9 protein-coding genes and 3 tRNA genes are annotated in these 11,469 nt (G+C 72.1%); 4 read left to right on the plus strand and 8 right to left on the minus strand.

Features of this window, described 5'->3' with window-relative positions; genetic code table 11:
- The first annotated feature begins 17 nt into the window (after window positions 1–17).
- The 4 genes from purD (at window position 18) to AB0L95_RS08125 (ending at window position 6,222) form a co-directional block, all read left to right on the plus strand.
- The gene (gene purD, locus AB0L95_RS08110; protein WP_365158666.1) at window positions 18–1,280 is read left to right on the plus strand and encodes a phosphoribosylamine--glycine ligase; all 1,263 of its coding nucleotides are present in this window, start codon (window positions 18–20) and stop codon (window positions 1,278–1,280) included.
- Between the two features lie 400 nt (window positions 1,281–1,680).
- Window positions 1,681–3,444, plus strand: coding sequence for a hypothetical protein (locus AB0L95_RS08115; protein WP_365158776.1), 1,764 nt, complete (start codon window positions 1,681–1,683; stop codon window positions 3,442–3,444).
- Window positions 3,445–3,738: 294 nt separating this feature from the next.
- The gene (locus AB0L95_RS08120) at window positions 3,739–5,238 is read left to right on the plus strand and encodes a N,N-dimethylformamidase beta subunit family domain-containing protein (RefSeq protein WP_365158669.1); all 1,500 of its coding nucleotides are present in this window, start codon (window positions 3,739–3,741) and stop codon (window positions 5,236–5,238) included.
- 84 nt (window positions 5,239–5,322) lie between these two features.
- On the plus strand, window positions 5,323–6,222 hold the full coding sequence (locus AB0L95_RS08125; RefSeq protein WP_365158672.1) for a phosphoribosylaminoimidazolesuccinocarboxamide synthase: 900 nt from the start codon (window positions 5,323–5,325) through the stop codon (window positions 6,220–6,222).
- Window positions 6,223–6,279: 57 nt separating this feature from the next.
- Here the strand turns inward: AB0L95_RS08125 and AB0L95_RS08130 are convergent.
- The 8 genes from AB0L95_RS08130 to AB0L95_RS08165 form a co-directional block, all read right to left on the minus strand.
- Window positions 6,280–6,355 (minus strand) — tRNA-Gly (locus AB0L95_RS08130).
- Between the two features lie 23 nt (window positions 6,356–6,378).
- The gene (locus AB0L95_RS08135; protein ID WP_365158675.1) at window positions 6,379–6,999 is read right to left on the minus strand and encodes a response regulator transcription factor; all 621 of its coding nucleotides are present in this window, start codon (window positions 6,997–6,999) and stop codon (window positions 6,379–6,381) included.
- The gene (locus AB0L95_RS08140; protein WP_365158677.1) at window positions 6,996–8,261 is read right to left on the minus strand and encodes a histidine kinase; all 1,266 of its coding nucleotides are present in this window, start codon (window positions 8,259–8,261) and stop codon (window positions 6,996–6,998) included. Before AB0L95_RS08140 ends, AB0L95_RS08135 begins: the two co-directional genes overlap by 4 nt.
- A gap of 310 nt (window positions 8,262–8,571) precedes the next feature.
- Window positions 8,572–9,351: an ABC transporter permease gene (locus AB0L95_RS08145; protein WP_365158680.1), complete on the minus strand. Its 780-nt coding sequence runs from the start codon at window positions 9,349–9,351 to the stop codon at window positions 8,572–8,574.
- Entirely contained in the window at window positions 9,348–10,358 is a 1,011-nt protein-coding gene (locus AB0L95_RS08150) for an ABC transporter ATP-binding protein (protein ID WP_365158683.1), read from the minus strand. The genes AB0L95_RS08145 and AB0L95_RS08150 overlap by 4 nt, the downstream gene beginning before the upstream one ends.
- A gap of 148 nt (window positions 10,359–10,506) precedes the next feature.
- Window positions 10,507–10,582: transfer RNA gene (locus AB0L95_RS08155), tRNA-Gly, on the minus strand.
- A gap of 77 nt (window positions 10,583–10,659) precedes the next feature.
- Window positions 10,660–10,734 (minus strand) — tRNA-Gly (locus AB0L95_RS08160).
- A 361-nt stretch (window positions 10,735–11,095) separates the two neighbouring features.
- Window positions 11,096–11,413 (minus strand): Lsr2 family protein, encoded by a 318-nt coding sequence (locus AB0L95_RS08165; protein ID WP_351230561.1) that lies wholly within the window; start codon window positions 11,411–11,413, stop codon window positions 11,096–11,098.
- Between the last annotated feature and the right edge of the window lie 56 nt (window positions 11,414–11,469).

Raw genomic sequence — 11,469 nt, forward strand, 5'->3', positions numbered from 1 at the left:
ACCGTTAGGCTGACCTCGTGAAGGTCCTCGTCATCGGTAGCGGCGCCCGCGAACACGCCCTGTGCCGTTCCCTCTCCCTCGACCCCGACGTCACCGCGCTGCACTGCGCTCCCGGCAACGCCGGTATCGCCGAGGTGGCCCAGCTGCACCGGATCGACGCCCTCGACGGAGACGCCGTGGCCGCGCTCGCCACGGAACTCGGCGTCGGGCTCGTCGTCGTGGGCCCGGAGGCACCGCTCGTCGCGGGTGTCGCGGACGCCGTGCGGCAAGCCGGGATCCCCGTCTTCGGCCCCTCCAAGGAGGCCGCGCAGCTGGAGGGCTCCAAGGCGTTCGCCAAGGACGTGATGGCGGAGGCGGGCGTCCCCACCGCGCGCTCGTACGTCTGCACCAGCGCCGACGAGGTGGAGGAGGCGCTCGACGCCTTCGGCGCCCCGTACGTCGTGAAGGATGACGGCCTCGCCGCCGGCAAGGGTGTCGTCGTCACCGCCGATCTCGACGCCGCGCGGGCGCACGCGGCCCGCTGCGAGCGCGTCGTCATCGAGGAGTTCCTGGACGGCCCCGAGGTGTCCCTGTTCGCCGTCACCGACGGCGAGACCGTCGTCCCGCTCCAGCCCGCGCAGGACTTCAAGCGCGCCCTGGACGGCGACGAGGGGCCGAACACCGGCGGCATGGGCGCGTACTCGCCGCTTCCGTGGGCTGATCCGAAGCTGGTCGACGAGGTCCTGCGGACCGTTCTGCAGCCCACGGTCGACGAGATGAGCCGCCGCGGCACCCCGTTCTCCGGTCTGCTCTACGCGGGCCTGGCGATCACCTCGCGCGGTGTGCGGGTCATCGAGTTCAACGCCCGCTTCGGCGACCCGGAGACCCAGGTCGTCCTCGCCCGGCTGCGGACCCCGCTCGCCGGTGTGCTGCTGGCCGCGGCGAACGGCACCCTCGCCGATGCCGAACCCCTGCGCTGGAGCGACGACGCGGCCGTCACCGTGGTCGTGGCCTCGCACAACTACCCGGGCACTCCGCGCACCGGCGACCCGATCGCCGGCCTCGACGAGGTGGCGGCCGAGGACGCCCCGCACGCGTACGTCCTGCACGCGGGCACCCGGCGCGAGGGCGGCGCGGTGGTGAGCGCGGGCGGCCGTGTGCTGTCCGTCACGGCGACCGGTGCGGACCTCGTTGAGGCGCGCCGACGGGCGTACGCGGCGGTGGACCGCATCCGTCTCGACGGTTCCCAGCACCGTACGGACATCGCGGCGAAGGCCGCGGAGGCCGACGCCCGGGCCTGAGCCCCGGCTGGCGCCACCCGTCTGAAGACGGGTCCCCGCCCCAAAGGGCGGTGAGCGATGAACCCCCCGGGCCTCGAATCCCTCTCCGGATTCGGGGCCCGGTCCGTGCCCTGCGTCATCCACCTTTCCCCAAAGCCATTCCATCGAGTGAGCGGTGACCCATCCGGCTGACGGCGGCGAGAGCCCCAACTAGGGTGCGGCGCAAGCTGTTCCGGCACTTGGCCCACCTGCATTGCGATGTCGGTGGCGGGTGCCACAGTGGGGGAGTGAGCAACGCACGGGTGTCCGGCGACGACTTCCGCGACGGACACGACGGAGACCGTCTCGGCGCAGGCCGCGCCGGACGCAGGCGGGCTGTACAGAGGCGGGACAGAGGGGGTGACGTCCGGTCGTGACCGGTATGGGTGTGGAGGCGGGCGCGCAGGGCGCGCGCTCACGGGCTCTTGCCGTGCTGCGGATCCGCAGCAGGGCACTGGCCGTCGCCCTGCTGCCCGCCGCCGTCGCCGTCGTGCTGCTGGCCGGCGAGTCCACCGGCCACATCAGCGGCCACGACTGGGTGATCACCCGCTGGGTCGTGACCGCCGTCGCCGCCGTCGTGCTGCTCTCCGCCGCCGGTATCGCCCTGGTCGTCGCCCGCGCCCGCCCGGCCGTCAGCCCGACGGTCCCTGTCTCGGAGGACGCGGCCCCCGATCTGTACCGGATGGTCCGGGACCTGGCCGACCGCCTGGACGTCCCCGCCCCCTCCGCGATAGCGCTCACGCCGGACTGCGACAGCTGGCTGGAGGACCGCACCCACCGCGCCCACGGCCCGCCGCCCCGCGGCGGAGAGGAGATAGCCGCGCCCCGGGGAATACGCGGTCTGGCGGCCCCCCGGCCCCTCCGGGCCCCGACCGCGCCCGTACTCGTCATAGGCTCGCCGTTCCTGTGGTGGATGCGGGTGGGCGAACTGCGCGCGGTCCTCGCCCCGGTCGTGGCCGGTACGGGCCCGTCGGCGCACCCCGACATAGCGGCGGCCCGCCGTTTCGTACGAGGACTGGACGCGGCCGTGGCCGTGACGTCCGCCCCCGAGCACAGCCCGCCGATACGCACGCTGCTCGCCGGGGTCGGCTGGGTGGCGCGTCTGCTGCTGCGGAGCTGCCGCGGGCATGCGGCGGAGATGGAGCGGGGGGTGGCGGCGGCAGCGGCCGAGCGTGCACAGGCTGTGGACTACGGTCTGCGGATCGTGGCGCAGGAGCAGGTCGGGCTGGCGTACGCGGGCTGGGACCGCCTGCTGACCCGGGTCGCCCTGCCGGCGTGGCGGATGGGCCGCTGGCCCTCGCGGCTGGACGCGGGTGTGGTCGCGGCACTGACGGAACTGTCGCGCCGGGACCGGCTGGCCGAGGGCTTCACCTCCCGGCTGGGCGAGCGGCCGGCCTGTGATCTGCTCGAGGAGCCCGGTGCCGTCGACGAAGCGGCCTCGCTGCTCGCGGCCCGTCTCTTCCACGGAGGCCCGGCCGAGCCCGGCCCGCAGTGGGCGCCGGTGGACTGGCGGGACTACCCGGAGGAGGTCGTCGACCGCAAGTGGCGCACGGACGCGGCCCGCCTCCAACGCGTCCTGGACGCCCTGGGCGTCCACCAGCCCACGCCCAGGTCGGTGCCCGGTGCGGACGGCCCGACGCTGGAGCGGGTCCTGGAGTATCTGACGGTCCGGGCGCCGGGCACCGAGGGCGAGGCGCCGGTGCCCGCGGCTCCCGACGACGACGGCGTGGTCGCCAGCGTGCGCGCCGCCGCCCTCGCCGCCGGGCTCAGCACCGCCATGGCGCGGGAGGAGGCGGCCGTCGGCCGGACGCCGGGCGGCGGTGAGGCGGGGCAGACGCCGGGCCCGGTCCCGGCGCTGTGGGACGAGGGAGTGCTGCCGCTGTTCCCGCTCCAGCCGCCCCGCACCGGCCGGGAACTGCTCGTGGACCATGTCACCGCGATGGTGTGCTGTGCCGCGATGGACACGGCCGGAGCGGTGCCGGGGCTCGACTGGCTGGACGGGCCGTCCCTCCTGGTCAGGGGCGAGCGCACGGTCGATCTGGCCCCCCGGGTCCTCACCCTGGTCGAGGAAGGCGACCCGGGCCCGCTGTACGCCTGGCTGCTGAACCTGGGGGTGCGCGCCGAGAAGCCGGTCCGGCTGGTCTGACATCCGGCCAGACGGCACCCGCGGCCCCTCGGTCCGCGCCGACCCGGGGCCCGCTCCCACCCGCATCCGCCCCACCCGTCGGCATCCCCGCCTCCGCCCACCTGCGGAGATGCCGGACCTCCGATTCCGCGACCCCGACCCCTGGCCGGAGAATCCCATTCCGTTCACGTCAATTCACGACGAACGGTGACGGAGTGCGTGCGTAATGTGATGTGCTGGGACCGATCGCGCACGAGGCACATGCCGGGGCAGGGGCCGAGGACGGCTCACGGGGGACGAGGGAGGGGACATCACATGGGGTCGGAGCACATCCGCCGCTGGGAGTCGGGCGCTCTCGCGCATGCCGTGACGGATCCTTTCGGCCAGGGCCCCGTTCCCTGGCTCCGGGGAAGTGAGACGTACTTCGACGACACGGGACACGTGGTCCCCTGGTACGTGGATCCGGCACCGGCCCACATCCCCTCCCAGGGCTCCAAGAGCACCCGTATCCCGGCGCCCCGCACCAGCGGCCCCCGCTCGGCCGACGACGTCCACCGCCAGATCAAGGGCTTCACCTCGACGGGCGCGGTGGCACCGGGCGACGCCATCGACTTCCACATCACCGTCGACCCGCCCCAGGAGTTCGCCGTCGACGTGTACCGGATCGGGCACTACGGCGGCGACGGTGCATCCAAGATCACCACCAGCCCCCGTCTCTCCGGCATCGTCCAGCCGCCTCCGCTCACCGCCGATCGCACGGTCTCCTGCCACCACTGGTGGCTCTCCTGGCGGCTGCAGGTCCCCTCGTACTGGAGCATCGGCGCGTACGTCGCCGTCCTCACCACCGCCGACGGCTACCGCTCCCATGTGCCCTTCACCGTCCGCGACGGCCGCCCGGCGGACCTGCTACTGCTGCTGCCCGACATCACCTGGCAGGCGTACAACCTCTATCCGGAGGACGGGCACACCGGCGCCAGCCTCTACCACGCCTGGGACGAGAACGGCCGGCTGCTCGGCGAGGCCGACGCGGCCACCACGGTCTCCTTCGACCGCCCGTACGCGGGCGCGGGCCTGCCTCTGCATGTCGGCCACGCCTACGACTTCATCCGCTGGGCCGAGCGCTACGGCTACGACATCGCCTACGCCGACGCCCGCGATCTGCACGCGGGCCGCGTCGACCCCACCCGCTACCGCGGCCTCGTCTTCCCCGGCCACGACGAGTACTGGTCGACGCAGATGCGCCGCACCGTGGAACTCGCCCGGGAACACGGCACCTCACTGGTGTTCCTGTCCGCCAACACCATGTACTGGCAGGTGGAGCTGAGTCCCTCCCCGTCCGGGGTCCCGGACCGGCTGCTCATCTGCCGCAAGCGCCGCGGCCCGGGGAGGGCCGCGCTGTGGCGGGAGATCGACCGCCCCGAGCAGGAGATGATCGGGATCCAGTACGCGGGACGGGTCCCCGAGCCCCACCCCCTCGTCGTCCGCAACGCCGAGCACTGGCTCTGGGAGTCGACCGGCGCCCACGAGGGCGACGAACTGGACGGGATGGTCGCCGGCGAGGCGGACCGTTACTTCCCGCGGGCCCCCCTGCCCGAGCACCAGGGCCGCATCCTGCTCGCGCACTCCCCGTACCGGGACGGCGAGGGCGCCCTGCGCCACCAGGAGAGTTCCCTCTACCGGGCCCCGTCGGGAGCCCTGGTCTTCGCCTCCGGGACCTTCGCCTGGTCCCCCGCCCTGGACCGCCCCGGCCACACGGACACCCGTGTCCAGCAGGCCACGGCGAACCTCCTGGACCGCATCTGCAAGCGGGACTGATCCCTCCGCGGCCCACCCCGTACTCCGCTCGTTCCTCGCATACGGGAGAATCGAGCCGATTGGACAGAACCACGGGGAGGAACCGTGTCCGGATTCGTCGTAAAGCCCGAGCCCGTCCAGGTGCCGGGTCTGGTGCATCTGCACACCGGAAAGGTGCGCGACCTGTACCAGAACGAGGCGGGCGACCTCGTGATGGTCGCCAGCGACCGTACGTCCGCATTCGACTGGGTGCTGCCGACCGAGATCCCGGACAAGGGCCGGATCCTCACCCAGCTGTCGCTCTGGTGGTTCGACCAGCTCCGCGATCTGGTGCCGAGCCATGTCCTGAGCACCGAGCTCCCGCCCGGCGCCCCCGCCGACTGGGCCGGCCGCACCCTGGTCTGCAAGTCCCTGCGGATGATCGCGGTGGAGTGCGTGGCCCGCGGCTATCTGACCGGCTCGGGCCTCGTCGAGTACCGGGAGTCCCGCACGGTCTGCGGCCTCGCCCTGCCCGAGGGACTGGTGGACGGCTCGGAGCTGCCCGCGCCGATCTTCACGCCCGCCACCAAGGCCGCAGTCGGCGAGCACGACGAGAACGTCTCCTACGAGGAGGTCGCCCGCCAGGTCGGCGCCGAGACCGCCGCCCAGCTGCGGCAGGCGACGCTCGCGGTGTACGGGCGTGCCCGGGACATCGCCCGCGAGCGCGGGATCATCCTGGCGGACACCAAGTTCGAGTTCGGGTACGACGGCGAGACCCTCGTCCTCGCCGACGAGGTCCTCACCCCGGACTCCTCCCGCTTCTGGCCGGCCGACCGGTGGGAGCCGGGCCACTCTCAGCCGTCGTTCGACAAGCAGTTCGTCCGGGACTGGCTCACCTCCCCCGCCTCCGGCTGGGACCGCGCCGACGAGCAGCCCCCGCCGCCGCTGCCGCAGGAGATCGTGGAGGCGACCCGGGCGAAGTACGCGGAGGCGTACGAGCGTCTGACGGGCGTCCGCTGGACCTGACGGTCGCCCCCCGCACACGAGAAAGACCCCGGTCGACTGACCGGGGCCTTTGCTCCGTGGAGCGGACGACGAGGCTCGAACTCGCGACCTCAACCTTGGCAAGGTTGCGCTCTACCAACTGAGCTACGTCCGCATTGCGCCGTTGCGCGAGAGCAACTATACCCAACCTCGCTCCCGTGCGAGACGCACCGCGGCATGACGGTTCTCCACCCCGAGTTTCGAGACGGCCGACGACAGGTAGTTCCGCACGGTCCCCTGCGACAGCGCGGCCCGCTCCGCGATCTCTGTCACGGGCGCCCCGTCGGCGGCGAGCTCAAGCACCTCGGCCTCGCGGGCGGTCAGCGGTGAGTCCCCGGCGGAGATCGCGTCCGCGGCCAAGTCCGGGTCCACATAACGATGTCCGGCGTGCACGGTGCGAATGATCTCCGCGAGCCGCTGCGCACTGACGGTCTTGGGGACGAACCCGCGCACACCGGCCTGGAGCGCCCGCTTCAGATGCCCGGGCCGACCGTGACTGGTCACGATCAGCACCCGGCACTCCGGCAGCTCGGCCCGCAGGGATGTGGCGACCTTCACACCGTCGGCCCCCGGCATCTGAAGATCCAGCACCGCCACATCGGGCCGGTGCGCCCGGGCCATGGCGAGTGCCTCGGGACCGGTCGCCGCCTCCGCGACCACCACGAGGTCGTCCTCCAGGGCCAGCAGGGCGGCGAGCGCTCCCCGGATGAGGTGTTCGTCGTCCGCCAGGAGCAGCCGGACCGGCGGGGAAGATGTCATGGAGTGACCTCGCTCACGGTGCGGGGCGGGGCGAAGGGGTCGACGGGGGAGAGCGGCACCTCGGCGGTCAGCCGGAAGGAGCCCTCCCCGTCCGGTCCGGCCCGCAGGGTGCCGTCGACCTTCGACAGCCGCTCCCGCAGTCCCGTGAGCCCCGATCCCGGGCCCGGTCCGGATCTCGGCGCCCCGTCGTTCTCGACGGACAGCACGGCCCGCTCCTCCTTGATCTTGAGTGTCACCGCACAGTGCCGGGCGTCCCCGTGGCGCAGCACATTGGTGGCTGCCTCCCGTACCACCCAGCCCAGCGCCGACTGCACCGGTGCCGGCAGTCCGACGGCCGAGCCGCTCACCGTGCACTCGACCCCGGCCGCCGTCAACACCCCCTGGGCGCCGGCCAGTTCCTTGCCGAGATCCGCCTCCCGGTAGCCGCGCACGACCTCACGCACCTCGTGCTGCGACTCCTGGGCCAATCGCTGCACCTCGATCATCTGCTCCACGGCCTCGGGGCGCCCGCGGCGGGCCAACTGGACGGCGAGTTCGCTCTTGAGGGCGATCACGGCGAGGTTGCGCCCGAGCACATCGTGCAGATCACGTCCGAACCGCAGCCGCTCCTCGGCGACGGCGAGCTGGGCCTCGACATCCCGGGCCCGCTCCGCCTCCCACAGCACGGACAGGGTCCACGCCCCGCACCGGGAGGTGAGCAGGCAGAAGAGACCGACGAACACGACCATGGCGGCTGACTCCAGGGCTGCCATGCCGTCCAGCCGGGCCAGCCCGAGCACTACGGCGAGGACGGCGGTGAGGACCGCGGTCTGTCGGAGGAACACCCGGAGAGGCACCACCAGGGCGTACAGCATCCCGAAGGGCATCAGCGTGGCACCGAGTATGAGCCGGACGGTGAACGCGGGGGCCGCATCCAGCAGGTCGAGCACCACGAGCAGCGCCAGTCCCAGCATCAGCAGTCCGGCCGGTGCCCGCAGGGCGCGCGGCGGCAGCTCGGCGCGGCCCAGATAGTGATCGAGGACGGGCCGGACGCGGCGGTTGGCCACCGTGCACTGGAGGGCACCCAGGAGCAGAAGCAGCCCGCCCAGGAGCCGAGGCATCGGCCCGGGGTGGAGCCCGGACAGCAGCGGCAGCATGAGCCAGGACAGGGAGAACAGCCAGAGCGTGCAGTGCGTCACGATGACGCTCTGCAGCTCGACCCGGGCCGCCTTGCTGCGGTCGTGCCAGGCGCGGCGCTGCCAGTGCCTGAGCCGTCCGATCATCCTGTCCCCCCTTCGGACCGCGTGACGGGTGCCTGTCTGCCGGCCCCTCGCTCGCCCGTCGGCGGTGCGACCGGGTCCCCGGTTGTCTTCCTGCCCGGGGTCATCGCCATCGGGTCCCCGGTCGTTTTCCTGCCCGGGGTCATCGCCACCGCGTCTTCCGTCCCACGTGCCCCAGTTGTCGGCTCCCCCACGTCCTTCGTCCCCCGATCAGCTGCGGTCGTCGTATGACCGCCTGCTCCTCATGTCTTGTCCCCGTCCGGTTCCGGCGCGAGTGCCCCTCCGCCTGGTCCTGGCGGGTACCGGGCCGGGATCAGTGCCGGGGCTCCCAGCGGAACCACCGTCGTACAGCAAACACCGCGAGCACAGTCCAGGCCACCGCCATCGCGCCGGCGCTCAGGGCCTCGTGTGCGGGGAGGCCGCCTGTCCAGCCGCCGCGTATCAGGCGCATCGCCGGTGACAGCGGCAGCAGTTCGCAGAGGGAGGCGACACGGTGGGGGAGGAGGTCGGGCGGGATGGCGATGCCGGAGCCGAGCATTGACACGCACAGCAGCGGCAGCGCCGTGACCTGTGCGCTCTCGACGGATCTGCTGAAGGTCGCGGTGAGCGCGGCCAGCGCCGCGCACAGCATCAGACCCGACAGCAGTCCCAGGAGGGCGAGATGGGGTGCTCGGGGCGCCCCGGCGTCGAGGAAGGCCATGCAGCCGATGGTCAGGAGCACGCACTGCACGACGCCGATGGACACGGCGGGCAGTGCGGACCCGACGAGGATCTCGCGGTCGGTGAGCTCCCCGGTGCGCAGCCGCTTGAGGACCAGTTCCTCCCGGCGTGCCACATAGGTGCTGACCAGGGCCGCGTACACCGCGAAGAGCAAGGAGAAGCCGATCGCGGCGGTGATCATCATCGTGCCGGGTGTGAGCCCGCCGGCCTTGCGGGCCATCTGCTCGACCGCGGGCCGTGTGGCGAGAGGCAGGGCCGACGGCACGAGCACCGCCGTGGTGATCACGCTCTTGTTGCGTCCGAGGAGACTCAGCTCGGCGCGGGCGAGGGCGCCGAGTCGTGCGGCGGGTGTGGTGGTCGCGACGCCGCTCATGCCGCCGCCTCCTTGTCCGCCGCTGTGCGCGCGGCCCTGTCGTCTCGTGGCCCGTCGTGGCGTGTTCGGCCGGTGTCCTCCCTCGCCTCACGGGCGATGTGCAGAAACGCCTCCTCGAGGGAGGCCGAGCGGATGTCGAGCGAGCGCAGCTCGACATGGGTGCGCTCGGCCCAGAGCAGCAGGGCGGTGGCGGTGCGTTGCAGCTCGTGCGTTCGGAGGCGGACCGTGCGGCCGGCGGTCTCGTGCCCTGTGACGCCGAGTTCCCGAAGGGGCGGCAGGTCCCCGAGGAAGTACCCCTCGGGAAGCTCGAAGGACATCCGGGACGGCTGGGCGGCTGTCACCTCGGCCGGGGTGCCGGAGACGGCGATGCGTCCCTCGTGCAGTATCGCGAGCCGGTCGGCCAGCTCCTCCGCCTCTTCCAGATAGTGCGTGGTGAGCAGGACCGTGGTGCCGTCGGCGCGCAGCTCCCGGACCAGTTCCCAGGTGCGCATGCGTCCTTCGGCGTCCAAGCCCGTGGTCGGCTCGTCCAGGAAGAGGATCTCGGGGCGGCCGAGGAGCGCGAGTGCGAGATCCAGGCGTCGCTTCTCGCCCCCGGACAGCTGCTTCACCCGGACGCCCGAGCGGTGGGCGAGGCCGACCAGTTCCAGTGCCTCGTCCGTGGGGCGGGCGCCGCTTGTGCAGCCGGCCCACATTCTGGCGGTCTCCGTGACCGTCAACTCCGAGGGGAAGCCGCCCTCCTGGAGCATCACTCCGATTCTGGGGCGCACGGCCGCCCGCTCCTCGTACGGATCGTGTCCCAGGATCCGCACCCGGCCACCGGTCGGCGGTGCGAGACCCTCCAGCAGCTCCACCGTCGAGGTCTTGCCCGCCCCGTTGGTGCCGAGGAGCGCGAAGAGCTCGCCGCGGGCCACCGAGAGGGTGATGCCGCGCACGGCTTCGAAGCCGCCTCCGTACACTCGACGCAGGTCCGTGACCTGAATCACTTCGTCACGCTCGTTCGCGTTCATGCTTCCAGCGTCCCGGCGTACCGAGACCGTCGGCAGTGCGCGATGTCATCACTCGGCATGACAAATGTCAGACACCCGTCGCGCCCCATGCCGCTACGGACACGCACACGAGAAAGGCCCCGGTCGACTGACCGGGGCCTTTGCTCCGTGGAGCGGACGACGAGGCTCGAACTCGCGACCTCAACCTTGGCAAGGTTGCGCTCTACCAACTGAGCTACGTCCGCATTGCCTCCGACCGGCTCTCACCGATCGGTGCAAGCACCAGCTTACCTGATCCAGAAGACTGGTTGAGCCGGTGCTGTGGAGCGGGTGACAGGGATTGCACACTGCGCCTCCCCCTTGGAAAGGGGGTGTTCTGCTACTGAACTACACCCGCGTGACTCCTCGGGTCTCGACCTTTCGGCCTTGCCCCTCGGCGTGCTCCAGACTTTAGCTGATCACCTGGGGTGCAACGCAAGTCGGTTGCGAGCGGGGCGCGATGGCGGCCGCCGCACGCCACCCCGGCCGCCACGGCAGTCTCCAGCGGGGACGGTCACCTCGACCGCCACGGAAACCCCGGCAGGGAGCGTCACCTCGACGGTCACATCAACCCCGGCCGCCACACCAGCCCCGGCAGCTCACCGCGCCCGGTGAACAGTTCGGCACCCCGGCGGATGCGCCGGCGCCCCTCAAGGCGCCGACGCCCTGAACGCTCCGATGCCCCGAACGCTCCGGCGCCCCCGACCGCCCGCCACCGCTCAGTGCGCTTCGGCGAACGCCTCGTAGACCTTCTTCGGGATACGCCCCCGCGGCGGCACGTCCATCTTGTTGGAACGGGCCCAGGCGCGGACGGCGGCCGGGTCCGGGGTCAACGCCGTGTGGGTGTACGCCTTGCCGGACTTGGCCTTCTTGCGGCCGGCCTCGACGTAGGGTGCCAGCGCCTTACGCAGTTTCTTGGCATTGGCTTGATTGAGGTCGATCTCGTACGACTTGCCGTCCAGTCCGAAGACGATCGTTTCCGCCGCTTCTGAGCCGTCGATGTCGTCAAAGAGAGTGACCACGACACGCTGCGCCACGAATATCGGTCCCTTCGTGCGGCACCTCCGCGCTCATCCGCCATGACGTGCGCGGA

The sequence above is a fragment of the Streptomyces sp. NPDC052036 genome, assembly GCF_040680495.1.
In the GTDB taxonomy this organism is placed as follows: domain Bacteria; phylum Actinomycetota; class Actinomycetes; order Streptomycetales; family Streptomycetaceae; genus Streptomyces.

What these genes read in the sequence shown, in the direction of transcription:
- AB0L95_RS08115 (WP_365158776.1), top strand. Translation starts at nt 1,681, where the DNA reads ATGGGTGTGGAGGCGGGCGCGCAGGGCGCGCGCTCACGGGCTCTTGCC.
- AB0L95_RS08120 (WP_365158669.1), top strand. Translation starts at nt 3,739, where the DNA reads ATGGGGTCGGAGCACATCCGCCGCTGGGAGTCGGGCGCTCTCGCGCAT.
- AB0L95_RS08135 (WP_365158675.1), bottom strand. Translation starts at nt 6,999, where the DNA reads ATGACATCTTCCCCGCCGGTCCGGCTGCTCCTGGCGGACGACGAACAC.
- AB0L95_RS08140 (WP_365158677.1), bottom strand. Translation starts at nt 8,261, where the DNA reads ATGATCGGACGGCTCAGGCACTGGCAGCGCCGCGCCTGGCACGACCGC.
- AB0L95_RS08145 (WP_365158680.1), bottom strand. Translation starts at nt 9,351, where the DNA reads ATGAGCGGCGTCGCGACCACCACACCCGCCGCACGACTCGGCGCCCTC.
- AB0L95_RS08150 (WP_365158683.1), bottom strand. Translation starts at nt 10,358, where the DNA reads ATGAACGCGAACGAGCGTGACGAAGTGATTCAGGTCACGGACCTGCGT.